This is a genomic window from Streptomyces specialis, assembly GCF_001493375.1.
GTDB classification, from domain to species: Bacteria; Actinomycetota; Actinomycetes; order Streptomycetales; family Streptomycetaceae; genus Streptomyces; species Streptomyces specialis.
This window is the reverse complement of the sequence record NZ_LN929838.1, coordinates 1-14,744: the sequence shown is the minus strand read 5'-3', so window position 1 is coordinate 14,744 and position 14,744 is coordinate 1. Positions and strand designations below refer to the sequence as shown.

At 73.0% G+C, this 14,744-nt stretch carries 14 protein-coding genes; 8 read left to right on the top strand and 6 right to left on the bottom strand.

The window, feature by feature from the left end:
- Positions 1 to 81: 81 nt before the first annotated feature.
- From BN2279_RS07915 to BN2279_RS28450, 6 genes are all read right to left on the bottom strand, one after another.
- Positions 82 to 942: a GP88 family protein gene (locus tag BN2279_RS07915; protein ID WP_059007839.1), complete on the bottom strand. Its 861-nt coding sequence runs from the start codon at positions 940 to 942 to the stop codon at positions 82 to 84.
- A gap of 74 nt (positions 943 to 1,016) precedes the next feature.
- Positions 1,017 to 2,906: a VirB4 family type IV secretion system protein gene (locus tag BN2279_RS07910; RefSeq protein ID WP_199827663.1), complete on the bottom strand. Its 1,890-nt coding sequence runs from the start codon at positions 2,904 to 2,906 to the stop codon at positions 1,017 to 1,019.
- Positions 2,903 to 3,634: a hypothetical protein gene (locus BN2279_RS07905; RefSeq protein WP_079031968.1), complete on the bottom strand. Its 732-nt coding sequence runs from the start codon at positions 3,632 to 3,634 to the stop codon at positions 2,903 to 2,905. The genes BN2279_RS07910 and BN2279_RS07905 overlap by 4 nt, the downstream gene beginning before the upstream one ends.
- Complete coding sequence (locus BN2279_RS27370) at positions 3,631 to 4,122, bottom strand: PrgI family protein (RefSeq protein ID WP_079031967.1); 492 nt, start codon at positions 4,120 to 4,122, stop codon at positions 3,631 to 3,633. Before BN2279_RS27370 ends, BN2279_RS07905 begins: the two co-directional genes overlap by 4 nt.
- A gap of 12 nt (positions 4,123 to 4,134) precedes the next feature.
- Complete coding sequence (locus BN2279_RS07900; RefSeq protein ID WP_059007835.1) at positions 4,135 to 5,745, bottom strand: ABC transporter permease; 1,611 nt, start codon at positions 5,743 to 5,745, stop codon at positions 4,135 to 4,137.
- Positions 5,675 to 6,886, bottom strand: coding sequence for a hypothetical protein (locus BN2279_RS28450; protein ID WP_199827662.1), 1,212 nt, complete (start codon positions 6,884 to 6,886; stop codon positions 5,675 to 5,677). The genes BN2279_RS07900 and BN2279_RS28450 overlap by 71 nt, the downstream gene beginning before the upstream one ends.
- 567 nt (positions 6,887 to 7,453) lie before the next feature.
- Here BN2279_RS28450 and BN2279_RS28445 point away from each other — a divergent pair.
- The 8 genes from BN2279_RS28445 to BN2279_RS07860 form a co-directional block, all read left to right on the top strand.
- Positions 7,454 to 8,383 carry a hypothetical protein gene (locus BN2279_RS28445; RefSeq protein ID WP_159037111.1) on the top strand — a complete coding sequence of 310 codons (930 nt, stop codon included), beginning with the start codon at positions 7,454 to 7,456 and terminating at the stop codon, positions 8,381 to 8,383.
- A complete protein-coding gene (locus tag BN2279_RS07885) occupies positions 8,380 to 9,294 on the top strand; it encodes a TRM11 family methyltransferase (protein WP_059007831.1) in 915 nt (304 codons plus the stop codon). Before BN2279_RS28445 ends, BN2279_RS07885 begins: the two co-directional genes overlap by 4 nt.
- Entirely contained in the window at positions 9,291 to 10,538 is a 1,248-nt protein-coding gene (locus BN2279_RS07880; protein ID WP_059007829.1) for a DNA-methyltransferase, read from the top strand. The genes BN2279_RS07885 and BN2279_RS07880 overlap by 4 nt, the downstream gene beginning before the upstream one ends.
- A complete protein-coding gene (locus BN2279_RS07875; RefSeq protein ID WP_059007827.1) occupies positions 10,535 to 11,578 on the top strand; it encodes a DNA-methyltransferase in 1,044 nt (347 codons plus the stop codon). The genes BN2279_RS07880 and BN2279_RS07875 overlap by 4 nt, the downstream gene beginning before the upstream one ends.
- The gene (locus BN2279_RS30400; RefSeq protein ID WP_234347606.1) at positions 11,575 to 12,018 is read left to right on the top strand and encodes a DNA adenine methylase; all 444 of its coding nucleotides are present in this window, start codon (positions 11,575 to 11,577) and stop codon (positions 12,016 to 12,018) included. The genes BN2279_RS07875 and BN2279_RS30400 overlap by 4 nt, the downstream gene beginning before the upstream one ends.
- Positions 12,011 to 12,478, top strand: a complete 468-nt coding sequence (locus BN2279_RS30395; protein ID WP_234347605.1) for a DNA adenine methylase — start codon at positions 12,011 to 12,013, stop codon at positions 12,476 to 12,478. The genes BN2279_RS30400 and BN2279_RS30395 overlap by 8 nt, the downstream gene beginning before the upstream one ends.
- Positions 12,475 to 13,494 carry a DNA-methyltransferase gene (locus tag BN2279_RS07865; RefSeq protein ID WP_059007825.1) on the top strand — a complete coding sequence of 340 codons (1,020 nt, stop codon included), beginning with the start codon at positions 12,475 to 12,477 and terminating at the stop codon, positions 13,492 to 13,494. Before BN2279_RS30395 ends, BN2279_RS07865 begins: the two co-directional genes overlap by 4 nt.
- 298 nt (positions 13,495 to 13,792) lie before the next feature.
- The coding region (locus tag BN2279_RS07860; RefSeq protein WP_199827661.1) for a tyrosine-type recombinase/integrase at positions 13,793 to 14,744 on the top strand (952 nt) is incomplete at its 3' end.

Genomic DNA, 14,744 nt, shown 5'->3' with positions numbered 1-14,744 from the left:
GCCTCCTCAGGGGCGAGTGGTCGAGTCGTCGTGGCGAGCCGGGTACGGACACCCGGCCCGGGGCGGGAGCACCCGCGTCCGCTAGGCCGCGGCCTCGTCCGGCCGATCGGCGACGGACGGGCTGCTGGCCGGGGCCGTCCCCTGTCCTCCGGGCAGGAGACGGAGGTGTCCGCGCCGCGCGGCGCGGGCGCGGTGTTCGGCGCGTTCGGCGTCGACCTCGGCCTGCCAGGAGCGGAACGTCCGCCCGGCGAGGCGTTTGAGGTAGTGGGGGATGCGGTTGGCCGGGATGCCGACAAGCCGGGGTCCGAGCACGGCCAGGAGGTCGCTGGCTTCCTGGGAGTGCCAGCCGGCCTCGGCGATGGCGGCTTCGTCGGGGAAGACGTCCGCCACCCGGTCGACCGCCGGGTCGAGGGCGGCGTCCTGGGTGCCGCCGTAGCTGTAGACCCACAGGAAGTTCTCCGGAGGGTCGGGCTCGATGAGGGTCCGGAAGCGGCTGATCTCCTTGGTGTAGGCGTAGAAGGCCACCTCCGGCCTGGCGCGGATGATCCGCAGCCAGGCGAGGGTGTAGGCGTCGGAGAAGAAGTCGCCTGAGTCGTGAATCCTGATCCAGGCTCCGTGGAAGCGGCGAGCGCCGAGTTCGGCGGTCATCGCGCGTTCCCAGCCGGGCAGGTCGTCCAGGACGAACGCGAGGTTCGCCTGGTGCTTGGCGCGGACCTGGGGCCAGTTGTAGGTGCCGTGGCGGGCGTAGCAGACCGCCGCGCAGACGCCAGCCGAGGGACAGGTGTTGTAGGTGCGGCCGTCCGGGAATCTGCCCGCCCATGCCGGGAGGGTCCAGTTCCACACGCCGAGCGGCTTGAGTTCGCGGTTCTGGGTCAGCAGCCGCTTCGGGCGGAGCGGGGCGCCGGTGGTCGTGGGTGTCGGAGGGGTTTCCGGGTGGGGCATGGGAGATCACCTCCGGGCGAGAGAATGGAGAGCGAGGCGGTCGGCGGCGGGCCGGGAAGACGATGCGGACGTCGTTAGAGGCCGGTGTCGTCGGCGGGGCCGAGGTCGAAGAACGGGCCCTCCTCCGACGCCTGGGTGTCCGCGGGGTCGTCGGCGGCCATCTCGGCGAGTTCGGCGGGGTTGGTGGTGATCAGCTGGTGCTCGGCCGGGGAGGCGATGGCCTCGAAGGCGACGCGTTGGTTGCCGGCTGCGAGGAGGCCCTGGCCGCGTTCGGCGGAGAGGAGGAACTGCCGCTCGCCGTCGCTGAGGTTGAAGGTGGCGGCGATTTCGTCGATGGCCTGCGACGCCTGCCGCAGCAGGATCTGCGTCGCCGCATTCGCGACGACGGCCTTGCCCAGTTCGGTGCCCAGCACGTCCGCCGCATCCTGGGTGGCGAGCGTGAGCCCGGCCCACTGCTTGCGGCTGGCTTTGGCCATGCGGAAGAGGAAGTCGGCGCCGGCCGGGTCCTGCATCAGCAGCCACGCTTCGTCGACGACCACCAGGCGGGGTCGGCGGATGGCGGGGTTGGACAGCCGCCGCCAGACGGCGTCCAGGGTCAACAGGGTGCCGATCGGTTTGAGTTCGTCGGCGAGGTCGCGCAGGGAGAACACCACCAGGTGGCCTTCGGGGCGGCTGGTGGTGGGCCCGTCGAACAGTCCGGAGAACGCCCCCTTCACGTAGGGGTGGAAGCGGGCGGCCAGGTCAGCGGCCTCGGTATCGCCGGACGTGCTGAGGGTGTGGGCGAGGTCAGCCAGCAGCGGGGCGGACCGGGTCCAGGTGCGGGGGTCGGCGGTGATTCCGGCGTGCTGGTAGGTGGCGGTGATCGCCCGGTCGAGGGTGGCGCGCTCCCCCGGGGTGAGCTGGGTGCCGAGGAGGAGGCCGATGACGGTGTGCAGGAACAGCGAGCGGCGGACCAGGGCGTCGCGGGGGGCGGTGCGGCGTCCGTCCGGGCGGGTGTGGATGGGCAGGTCGAAGGGGTTGAGCCGCACCCCGTCGGCGCCGAGGTGGAGGTAGGTGCCGCCCACCGCGTGGGCCAGGCGGGCGTACTCGTCCTCGGGATCGATGACGTGAATCTCGATCCCGCGGTAGAGGTTGCGGAGGAGTTCGAGCTTGACGAGGTAGGACTTGCCGGCGCCGGAGCGGCCCAGGATGACGCTGTTGTGGTTGTCCAGGGCGAAGCGGTCCCAGTGGACCAGGCCCTGGCTGCCGATGTTGTAGCCGTAGAGGACGCCGGTGGGGGCGGCGACCGAGGTGGGGTCGGCCGGAGGCAGGTCCGGGCTGGTGAACGGGAACGCCGCGGCCAGGGCCTGGGTGTCGAACGTGCGGCGCATGCTCAGGAGGTCCAGGCCCATGGGCAGGCAGGTCACCCAGCCTTGCAGCGCCCGGTAGGAGGCCGGTTTGGCGTCCATCAGCAGGGACGCGGCCAGCGACCGCACGGCCCCGACCTCGGTGGCCAGCTCCTCCCGGCTGGCGGCGTGCACGGTCAGGTACAGGCCCAGCCGGAACAGTCTGCCCTCCCCCCGGGCCACCCGCGAGCTCAGGTCGTAGGCGTCTTCGGTGGCGGCTTCGACGTGGGGGTCGGGCAGACGTCCGTGCTCGTCCGCGGACCGGCGGCCGGACTCGAACTTCGCCAGTTGCTTCTTCAGCCGGTTGGCGGCGGTGACCGGGTCGATCGGCTCGACATGGAGGGAGACGTCGACCCGGCCGGGGTAGGTCAGGAGCGGCTGGAGCCAGCCGGGATGCACCTCGCGCGGGTAACCGATGATGGCGAAGCTCGCGACCCAGTCGCCGCCGACCTCCAGGTGGCGGGCGCCGATGGCGAGAGAGTCCGGGGCGAACACCCCCGACTCCCCGCCACCGGGCACCGTTCGGGCACGGTCGGCCACGGCGGGCGCGGGGCGGCGCGGCAGGAGGCGGCGGATCACAGCCCCTCGCCTCCCCGGTCCCACTGCCGGGTCCCGGGTGCCTGCCCGGTTTCGGCCGCGTCGGCCGGCTCGTCGGCGGAGGGCTGCTGGACGGGATCCTCGTCGAAGACGGGAGCTGTGGTGGTGATGACGTCGTGGGCGCCGGCCAGGCCGGAGGAGGGCGGCAGGAGGCTGTCGGGGTTGCAGGCGGCGGCCAGCACGGCCGTGGCCTGCCCCGCGTCCAGCGCGGTCACGGTGATCCCGACCGGCCCGAGCAGCTCGGAGGCTTCCTCGGCCCGGCGGGCGAGCCGGGCTTCGGCTGCGCGCCGCGCGGCGTCATCGGCCTCGGCCTGCCGGTTCCGGCCGCCATGCCGGGCGCGGCGCGGGCCGCCGAAGTCCAGCTCGGCCGGGGCGGTGCTGCGCAGCGGCTCGCGGATGACCAGTAGCACCTGGCGGCGCAGCAGAGTGCTGCTCTGCCGCAACTGCTCCAGGTAGTCGGCGTGCTCCAGGGCGGCGTGCTCCAGCGCCGGGTGCGGCAGATGCGGGGCATTCTCCTGGAGCTCGGCGATCTGGGCGGAAACGTCCAGGCGTTCGGCGCGCACCACGATCTGGACCGGGGCGGTCAGCGAGTGCAGGTAGCGGCCGAACGCCGCGACCAGCACCTCCTGCTCCGTCGGTGTCCGCAGGGCGAAGTTGACGGTGGAGCACACGGCGACGAGGGCCATGCCGTCGCGACCCAGGTCGATCACGCCCGCTTCGGTGACGGACTGGGCGGGCAGTTGCAGGGGCGCGGGGGAGACGCGCCCGGTGGGCTGCCCGGGCTCGTCGGCCGGGTGGGATGGGAACAATGGCAGCAAAGAAGGGAGAGTGGGGGAGAATGGGTCGAATTTGGTGTTTTTTTTTTAAAAGAAAAAGACGCAATCCGAGATTTCTGCCTGCCGCGTGGGCCCGGAGAGGGGTATAGGAGACAGGCCATATGCTGCCGGATCGCGGCGAGTACGAGGCGGTCCAGCGGCAGGCCGTCCCTGCGGCCCCGCGCCAGCAGCGCGGCGAGGCCCGCCAGTGGCACGGCGGCGATGAGGAAGACGGCGACGGGCAGGAAGGGGCGGGTGGCGGTGAACAGGCCGTAGAGGATGGTACCGGCGCCGGAGAGCAGCAGGAGCTGGCGGGCGGTCAGCCCGGCGAGGATGGTGTCCTCGCGCTCGACATCGGCCGGGATACGCACCGGGGTGCTCACGACGGGTTCCTCCTAACCGTTCCTCGGGGAGCGCCGACTGGGCGGCGGGGAGCTGAAGGTGGCGGGCGGGGGCGCCTGACGGCGCTGCGGCGCCGGAACGCTCCCCCCAGGCGGAGCGGGGGAGCGGAACGTCGTCGCGGCGGGCGGCCTGAGCACGTGGGTGGACCGCGGCTGCGGCGAGGCCGGACCGGTGGTCGGCTGGCGGAAGACGGGCCGGGCCGGAGGCTGAGCGGGCCGCTGCCGGACGGGCTGCCCCTGGCTCTGGCCGGGGGCGCGGAAGACCGGGTTGCCCGGCGGCCCTGCCGGACGGGCCGGGCGCTGAGCCGCCTGGCCGTGTCCGGTGGCGTTGGGGGCCTGGAAAGTCGGCATGCCCGGTGCGCGTCCGGCACGGTAGGGCGGAGGACTGAATTGCTGGTTGGGCGGGCGGAACGGCGGGCGGCCGGGCGGACGGCGCGGCGGCCCCGGCAGACGTGCGGGCATGTTCGGGCCTCCAGGACGAGGACCCCGGCGGCGCGCGGCGGCGGGCGGACCGCCGGGTCCAGGAGAAGGGCCACGCCGACCCGGGCCCGGACCTGGGCCGCGGCGGCCGGGGGCGAGGCGGGTGGCTGTTCCTCCACTGCTCGCGCCGCGCAGCAGGCCGAAGGTCTTGTAGGCGAGGTAGGCCCGGGCGAGTCGCCCGGCGATCGAGGGGCGGCCGGAGGTGAGGCGGGTGGCCGACAGGATCCAGAACGGGATCTTGAACAGGATGTACATCAGTCCCAGCGCGACCAGCATGTTCGTCAAGCCGGTGGGGTTGGAACCCAGGAAGGTGAACCCGTCGGAACTGAGGAAGACGTTCAGGGCGGCGATCAGCGTCAGCGACTGGGCGACCTGGATGCCCAGCAGCCCGGCGAACGCCTTCCACCACCAGCGGGCGATCGCCTCCGTGGTCGGCAGGGCGTGGCACATCAGCGCCAGCGGGGCGCCGGCCAGCAGGATCGTGATCAGCGCGACGCGGATCACGTAGGTCACCAGCACCGCCACCAGGAACCCGGCAATGGCCAGGCCGAGGAGAATGGTGAACATTCCCGAGTCGTTGAGCGCGTTCAGGACCATGTCGGTCAGGGCCACGCTCGGGGCGTCCGGATCCAGGCCCTGCCCCATCACCGCGCCCGACAGCGCGTTGGCGGTGACGATCATCCGCGTCGCGAAGTAGAGGCTGAGCGCGGAGGCCAGGAACCCCACGGCCAGACGCGGGGCGATCTCGCGGACCGAGTACTGGGTCTGGAGGGTCTGGTAGCTCATCACGATGATCCCGCCGGCCATCACCAGGACTGTGTAGGCGGACAGCGCGATGTACCAGGAGTTCGACCACAGCCGGTCCACCTGCGGCAGCTCATCCGGCGTCGGGGTGGTCAGCAGCGTCTGGCCCAGCAGCTCCAGCAGCGGGTTGAGCGCGGCGGTGGCCAGCTCGACGAAGAAGCTGTTGATCGCCGAGGTGATCCCGTCGAAGACCCACCCGGCGATCCCGCCGGGACCGTCCGGCGTATCCGGCTCCTCCGGCTCCTCGCCCTCATCCGGTGCCTCCGGCGCGGGGGCGGGTTCCTGGGGCAGGGGCTCGGGGATGCAGTTCCAGTCCTCCACCGGGTCGCACGGCTCCTCCGGAGCGCGGGCGGGTCGCGGCCGCCGCCCCGGGGCGGGGGGGGTGGGCGGCGGGGGGGGCGGGGGGAGGGAGGGGGGCGCCGCGGGTGGGGGGGCCGGCTGGCGGGTGCCGGCCGCGCAGTACGCGGCCCGCCCGGCGTGCGGCAGGGGGTGCTTCCGGGGTCGGAGCTTCCGGTCGGTGGGGCGTGCTTCGCCCGCACTGGAAAAGGCCGGAATCCGGGCCCCTTTTGGACACCGCACCCGCAACTTTCTTGCTTTGCCTACTCCTCGCCCCGCTGGGCAGGCTGATCACCTTGTGTGAATCGTGCAGGGTGCCGGTGGCGCGGGTGGCGGTCAGGTCGGCCGCGACATAGTCGGCGACCGGGTCGGCGGAGTCGGCCGCGACGCCGCTCTGGCGCAGGTAATCGGTCAGGCGGTGCTCGGCGCGGCGGCGGGTCTTGTAGGCCGACTGGAGCGTGACCTGGTGGTCAGCCGCCCACCGGCTGACCGGAACCTCCTCCAGCCGGGTCGTCCCGATCAGGTCCGCCTCGGTCCGGGTCAGGACTCCTTCACGCACCGCCCGGGCGAGCACCAGGTCCGGGTGGCCGAACGGCGGACGCGGCGGGGCGGAGCGGAAGCCGGGCGGCATCGGCGTGGGCGCGTCCAGCGCCTCGGACAGGGCGGCGATGCCGGCCCGGTAGGCCGCCCACCGCATGCGGGCCAGCACCTGCGGGCGCTCCACGTCGACGGTGGCCACGGCGGTCAGGAAGCCGGAGAGCACCTCGGCCTGGATGTCGAACGGGTCGCCGGGGAAGCGGGCTGCCAGCCAGCCCACGGTCGAGGCGAGCGAGGGCAGCGCCATCCCGGCACAGGCCAGGGTCCAGGTGGCCCCCTCGCGGCGGGCCCGGGTGACGAGTTCGGCCCACACCGCGTCCCGGGCTGCCTGCGGGCAGCGGCGGTGCAGCAGCCGGTCACGCAGCTCATCCAGCGGCACCTCCCGGTCCGGCAGCCCGGGGATCGCCTGCCCGTCCAGCGCCAGCGGCGCAGGGCCGGTCACCAGCCATCCGAAGCACTCCCGCGCGGTGTCCAGCGGCAGTTGCCGCATCTCCGGTCCGGCCGGGCCGACGGTCGGTATTGCGGTCATCGCAAGCGTCTCCTTCTCGAAGCTGAGAAATGACACCCACCAGGAATGCACTCACGCGACAAGAAAAAGACAAGAAAACGACAGCAAGTGACAAGGAGATCGCCTAGGCGTCGGGCAGCACACTTAAAGATCGCTTAAAAAAGGGGTTCCTTCCGGTCCTGCTGAACGAGTTGTGCCGGGCGTGGAAAGGTGGCCTGTCGACAGGCTTGAACGGCCTCTGAACTGCGGCTTTAAGCGGATCGTCACGGATCTTCAAGCGGCATTGCGGGGCTGCGCCCGCGACGTTCCGCTTCCTCTTCGGCCGGGCCCGCACGTATGGGGGAGAGGCGGCTCCCGTCTTCGGGCCCGCCGCAATGCCATCCGGGTGGCAGGCAAGGCGGCGGGAGACCGCTATCGACCCCGGCCGGCGGATGGGGAGAGGTGAACGAGCGCTCCCGGCGCGCGGCAGCGAGCCCCCGCCAAGGTCAGGCGGGCGGGAGAAAGTTCGCTGGCCCGTGTCCAAAACCGGCCCGGATTCCGGCCTTTTGAGTGTCAGGACTCTCCCGCACTCGAAACCCGGAGGGGCGCATGACCGAAGGCCCTGAGCACCACCGCCCGCCCGCCAACGCCGACACCCCCGCCAGCACGGTCCGGCGCCGGCGGATCCGCCGACGTCCGGCCACCGTGTGGACCCTTCCCCAGCCACCCGCCGCAGCGCCCTCGGCGCCCTTGCCAGGCTGGCTGGAGACAGCCGTGCGCCGCATCGCCACCACCTACACCAGCCGCGGCGACCGCATCCTCCTCCTCGCGCTGCCCGAGCCCGACACCGGGCACTCGCGCCCTGGCCGCGGCGGGGAGGGGACGCTCCCGGGCCTGGCGTCCGTGGCCCGGAGCCTGGCCCGGGAGGGCCACCAGGCCCACGTGCGCACCCTCGCCGCCCCCGCCCCGCCGACCGACTCCGCCACGCCGGAACCCGCACCGGGGTCCGGACACCGACTGGTCATACCGACTCCCTTGGAGACCGGCCCGGACCGGCCCGGACCGACCGACGGACCCCGACCGGCCGACCGACCCCGACCGGCCAACCCGCGATCCGGGCTGACCGGACACCGACCCCGACCGGCCGACCGGTCCGAAACGGTCGCTCCGGCCGGCCGGCCCGACGGCTACGACCTGGCGATCACCTTCCTGCTTCCGGACACGGCCGACTGGACTGCCTTCGCGCCCTGGACCGGCCTGCTGGCCCCGCACGGCATCCTGGCGCTGATTACCCAAGGTGACGCACTGTGGGAGTCGCACGACGGTCACTTCTATTTGCTGGAGCACATAACGGGGCGGAGTGGGCTGGCGCTGCTCGACCGGATCGCCCTGCTGGCCGCTCCGGCGACGGCGGCCTCCAGTGCACCGGCCCAACCGCCGGGCGCGGCCCGCGGACACACCGAGCTCCTGGTCCTCGCCCGCCCGGGCGCGGTCGGCGAGCCCGGCGCCGCAGCGGCGGGGTCGGGGGTGAGCCAGTGACCTCGCGCGCACTGCCCGAGCTCCCCTCCGGGGCGGCCGGGGTACCGCACGCCGGGATGGTGCCGGTGGTGTGGCCCACCGGCCAGCGCGGCGAACACCTCGTCGAGCACGGCTACACCTCCGGCACCGAACGGGACCACCTGCGGGTGGCCCCGGAAACGGCCGCATACGCGATCCGCGCGTTCACCCAGCCTGGCGCCACCGTGATCGATCCGGACTGCGGCGCCGGCACCGTGCTGGTCGAGGCCTTGCACTGCGGCCGGCACGCCGTCGGTGTCGCCCGTGGCCGCCGCTGGTGGACGCTGGCCCGCGCCAACCTCACCGCCGCCAAGCGCCAGGGCGCAGTCACCGACGGCATGGTGCTGCCCACCAGCCGGGCCGGGGACCTGACCGCCAGCGCGGACCTCGTCCTGACTGCCTGGCGCCCCGCCGCCGACACGACCACGCCGAGCGACGCCTCGGACGGCACCCGCCCGGGCAGCGTGGAGTGGCTGGCCGGGATGCTCACCTGGTCCCGAAGCCTGCTCAGGCCGGGCGGGCACCTGGTCGTGGTCGCCCGCCCGCAGCGCCGCCACGGCTACCTGCTCGACGGCCCCGGCCACATCCAGCGCGCCGCGCGCGCAGCCCGGCTGGTGCCGGCCGCCCGCTGCATCGCCCTGCAGGTCCCGCTGCGCGAGAGCGAACTCGTCCTGCGGCCCAGCCTCGCGCAACGGCGTGCGGTGGCCCGCTGCGAGCGCCTGACCGGCCACCCCATCGGCGTGACGGCCCACCACGACGTGCTGGTCTTCCGCGCCCCGGGCACCGCCGCCCAGGCGGCTGCCGCCGCGGTGCCGGCTCCCTCGCGGATTCCGCCCCGGCTGCGGGAGCGGGCCGACGCGGGCCTGCGTGAACTGGTGGGAGGCGCCGCGTGACCACACCGTACTTCGACGGCCCGGGAGTCACCCTCTACACCGGCGACGCCCTGGATGTCCTTGCCCAGCTCCCCGGCGGCAGCGCGGACTGTGTGGTCACCTCGCCCCCGTACTGGGGCCTGCGCGACTACGGCACCGGCCGCTGGGACGGCGGCGACCCGGCCTGCACTCACTCCGTCAGCCGGACCGCGACCCCGATCCGGACCGAAGCGCCCGGCGTTCATGACGCCGCCCCGGACGCTCATCGTGCCGGGGGCGCGCGGATCTGCCGGCGCTGCGGGGCCGTGCGCCACGACCGGCAGTACGGACTCGAACCCACCCTGGACGAGTACGTCGACACGCTGCGGCGGGTCTTCGCGGAAGTCCGCCGCGTGCTGGTGGACACCGGCACGGTGTGGCTCAACCTCGGCGACTCCTACGCGGCCACGCCCCCGGGCCGGGCCGCCGACCCGATGCGCACCAGCACCCTCGCCTCCCCGGCCGCCACCGGCCATCTGCGGACCAGCGTGCAGCACGCCGGCATCGACCGCACCGCCGAACTGCCGCCGAAGAATCTGCTGGGGGTGCCGTGGCGGGTGGCCTTCGCGCTGCAGGCCGACGGCTGGATCCTGCGCAACGCGGTGGTGTGGCACAAGCCCAACGCCATGCCGGAATCGGTGACCGACAGGCTGTCGTGCCGATATGAGCTGCTGTTCCTCCTGGTCAAGCAACGCCGGTACTTCTTCGACCTGGACGCGATCCGCGAACCACTGGCCCGCCCCGAAGCGCTGGGGGAGGGCATCGTGGTCGGCGGGGCGCACAAGGGCCGCCGGGCCGGCATCGACGCCACCGCCCGACGCCGCGGCTCAAGCGTCTACGGCACTGGCAAGTACGCCGACACCGCCCCGTTCACCCAGCAGCACGGTGCGGCGCTGCGCCCCACCGGCCGCAAGCACACCGCCGCCCACCCACGCGGGAAGAACCCCGGGGACGTGTGGCCGCTGCCCACCCGCCCGCTGAAAGCCGCCCACTTCGCCGCGTTCCCCCTCGACATTCCCCTGCGGTGCATCGCCGCCGGCAGCCCCGAGGGCGGCGCCGTGCTCGACCCGTTCTCCGGGGCCGGCACCACGGGCCTTGCCGCCCGCCAGCTCGGCCGCGCCTACACCGGGATCGACCTGCGTGCCGACTTCCATGACCTCGCCCTTCACCGGCTCGGCCTGGCGGCGCCCGGCACCACCGAGGAGCGGAAGGAGCAGGCATCGTGATCCCACCGGGTTCTCACCAACCCCACCGATCCACGCAGCCCGGCTCGTTCGAAAGCGGACAGACGGCGACCACCACCACCGGCACGGAGAGCCAGGCCCCGCCCACAGGCCGTGCGGGGACCGGCACCCGCACTCCCGCACCGTCCGCAGCGGCGCGTGAGTATTACGCCGATGAACGGACCCGGCTCCTGATCGGCGACGCGCTGACCGTGCTGCGCGAGCTGCCCGACGGCAGCGCGGACTGCATCGTCACCTCCCCGCCCTACTTCTGGACCCGCGACTACGAAGCGGCCGACCAGTACGGACTGGAAGCCACCCCGCAGGACTACCTCGACCGCCTGCGCGCCGTAATGGCGCAGGCCCGCCGGGTGCTCGCCGCGCACGGCACGGTCTGGCTCAACCTGGCCGACAGCTACTCCCAGCGCACCGCCATCCGAACTTCCTCCCACCAGGAGGGCCTTCACGGCGCGCGCGGAGCCCGCCCCGCCTGGCGGGACCTGACTCTGGCCGGCCGCACCCGCCTGCCAGCCCACAACCTCATCAACAACCGGCCCGTCCCGGAAAAGAGCCTCCTGCTGCTGCCCGAGCGGCTTCTGACGGCGCTGGCCGAGGACGGCTGGCTGATCCGCTCCAAGATCGTGTGGGCGAAGACCGCGTGCCTGCCCGACCCGGCGACCGACCGGCCCGCCCGCCGCTGGGAGCCCCTCTTCCTCCTCACCAAGCACCGCCACTACTCCTACGACCGGGCCGCCGCGCCGCACGGGGACGTGTGGAGCCTGCCGGCCAGCCGCGGCGCCGGAGCACATTCCGCCAGCTACCCCGTGGACCTGCCGCAGCGCTGCATCGCCGCCTCCTGCCCCGAGGACGGTGTCGTCCTGGACCCGTTCTCCGGCAGCGGCACCACCGCCCTGGCCGCCCACCGCCTCCACCGCCGCTACCTCGGCATCGCCCTGCGCGCCGACTACCACGCCCTCGCCCTGCCCCGCCTCGGCCTGCCCCGCCCCACGGCCGGACACCAGGCAGGGGGCGCAGCCGCATGACCGCCCGTCACCCCGCGCTGCCGCGCTTCCCGGGCGTGGTCCGGCCGCCGTTCGCTTACTTCGGCGGCAAGACCCGCCTCGCCGGCACCATCGCCGCCCTGCTGCCCGACCACGACCACTACGTCGAACCGTTCGGCGGCTCCCTGGCCGTTCTGCTGGCCAAACGCCCCGCCCGTGCCGAGACCGTCAACGACCTCGACCGGCACCTGGTCACCTTCTGGCGCGTCTTGCGCGACCACTCGCATGACCTCGCCCGGGTCTGCGCGTTGACCCCGCACTCCCGCGCCGAACACCGCGACGCCCGTCAGCCCGCTCAGAGCGATCTCGAACAAACAGGCCAGGCGGGTGTGGGTGGAGCTGACCCAGGGCCGCTCCGGAGGCCTGAAAGCCACCGGCTGGAAACGCTTCACCGGCCCCGGCCCGCACGCGATGATGCCTGACTACCTCAACGGCTACCGCCAGCGCATCCCCGCCTGCGCGCAGCGCCTCGCTCGCGTCAGCCTGGAATGCCGCCCTGCGCTGGAGGTCATCCGCGACTACGGACAGGCCCCCGGCGCGCTGCTCTACCTCGACCCGCCCTACCTCGCCACCACCCGGCGTGCCACCGCCTACGCCCACGACATGCCCGGCGAAGAGGAGCACCGTGCCCTCGCCGTGGCAGTACACGCTGCCCGCGCCCGCGTCATCATCTCCGGCTACGACGCCCCGCTCTACGAGGAGCTGTACGCCGGGTGGCACCGCACCACCCTGACCGCCACCTCCCACCGCCACTCCGGCGGCGGCCACCAGCGCACCGAAGTCCTGTGGAGCAACATCCCTCTCCGCCCGGTCCAGCAGCCGCCCCGCCCCGCGCCTCACCCGGCCCGGCTCGGGGAAACAGACGAGGAAGGGCGAGCATGACGATCACGCCTTCCACCCGATGCGCGCCGCCAGGCACCGCCCGGCGCACGCAGCCCCGCGCCCCGGTCACGCTGCTGACCGGCGACGCCGTCGAAGTGCTGCGCACCGTCCCGGACGCCACCGTCGACTGCGTGGTCACCTCCCCGCCCTACTGGCGGCTGCGCGACTACGCCACCGGCACCTGGACCGGCGGCACCCCCGGCTGCCCGCACCCGGCCAGCGCTGGCACCGGGCGGAACGGGCGCCGGACCTGCCGCCGGTGCGGGGCGACGTGGAACGACGCCCAGGTGGGCCGCGAAGTCACCCTGAACGAGTACATCGACCACCTGCGGCAAGTCTTCGCCGAGCTCCACCGCGTCCTGGCCCCGGCCGGTACCGCGTGGCTCAACCTCGGCGACAGCTACGCCGCCAACAGCGACGGCTACGCCAACACGCGCCCCGGTCAGTACCGCCAGCCCGCGTTCCGGCCCCGCGCGGGCCTGCCGGACAAGAACCTCATCGGCCTGCCCTGGCGCACCGCCCTCGCCCTCCAGGCCGACGGCTGGCTCATCCGCAACGCCGTCATCTGGCACAAGACCAACGCCGCCCCCTTCCCCGTCCGCGACCGCCTCGCCACCCGGTACGAAACCGTCTTCCTCCTCGCCAAACAGGCCGGCCACTCCCTCGACCACAGCCAGCCCCGCCAGCCCAGCACCATCACCGCCGCCGGGCTCCCCGGGAACGCCGACGCCCGGGGAGACGTGTGGCCCGTTCCCGTCACCCCGCACCGCCACCAGCACCATCCGGCAACCTCCCCGCTCCAGATCCCGCTGCGGTGCATCCAACTCGGCAGCCCGCCCGGCGGCCTGGTCTGCGATCCCTTCAGCGGCACCGCAACCACCGGGCTCGCCGCACTCGGCCTGGGCCGGGCCTACCTGGGCATCGACCTCAACCCGTCCTTCACCCAACTCGCTCTGCACCGCCTGGGCCTGCCCCGCCCCACGGCCGGACACCAGGCAGGGGGCGCAGCCGCATGACCACTCATGCCAATTCCGTCACTACTCTGGTCACCCAGCCGAGGGGGGACGGTCCCTCCGGACGGTTTTCGGTAACTGTGGGCTCTTGCCGCGACTACCGCAGGCAGGGCTCGGCTAAGGGTTTCACCATTCACACAGCGGCCGAACGACGGCGCGAAGTGCGTCAGCGGCAGGTCACCCCAAATACCGAAGATATGCATCCCGATGCCCGTGACGGGCGATCGACTATCCAGTCGCTCCAGTCCGACGCGGCATACCACAGCGCAGCCTCCGCGCGGCACCGGAAGGGAGCGCGTTCGTGACCGCGTTCATTGACAAGTTGACTGCGGGTTTGTCGCGGGTGTGGTCGGGGTTTGTGCGGGACTGGGAACGGTCGCTGCGGGCGGGGAACTACCCCGAGACCACCCGCTACAACTATCTGCTGGCCGCGTGCCAGCTGGCCCGGTACCTGGCCGAGCACTCCCCGGACCCCGACGCGGACGACGCGGCCGAGGACCCGACCGCGGTGACGCGGGCGCACATCGAGGCGTTCCAGGCCTGGATGATCGACACCCGCTCGGCATCCACCGCGCTGAACAAACACAAAGCGCTGCAGCAATTCTTCAAATGGCTGCAGCTCTCGGAGGAAGAGATCGACCGCTCCCCGATGGAGCGCGTCAAACAGCCCAAGACCCCCGGCCGGCTCGTCCCCGTCATGCCCGAGGCCGACACGGCGAAAGTGCTGGCCACCTGCAAGGGCAAAGCGTTCACCCAGCTACGGGACGAGGCCATCATCCGGCTGCTGTGCAACACCGGCGCCCGCCTGTCCGAAGTCGGCCGGCTGACGGTGGAAGACATCGACCTGAACACCGACTCCGTTCGCTACCACGGCAAGGGCAGCAAGGACCGCCGGGTCCGGTTCGGCCCCCGCACCGCCCGCGCCGTCTCCCGCTACCTGCGCTCCCGCGCCAAGCACAAAGGAGCCGACCTGCCGCAACTGTGGCTGGCCGAACGCGGCGGACGACCGCTGGAACCCAACGGCATCAAGATCATGCTTAAACGCCGCGGCCTGGCCGCCGGCCTGAGCGGGGTCCACGCCCACCGCTGGCGCCACACCTTCGCCCATGCCTGGAAACGCGCCGGCGCGGACACCGGCGACCTGATGCTCCTCCTCGGCTGGACCTCCGAGGACATGCCCCGCCGCTACGGAGCCAGCGCAGCCGCCGAACGCGCCCAGGAAACCCACCTCCGCATCGGAATCGGCGACCATG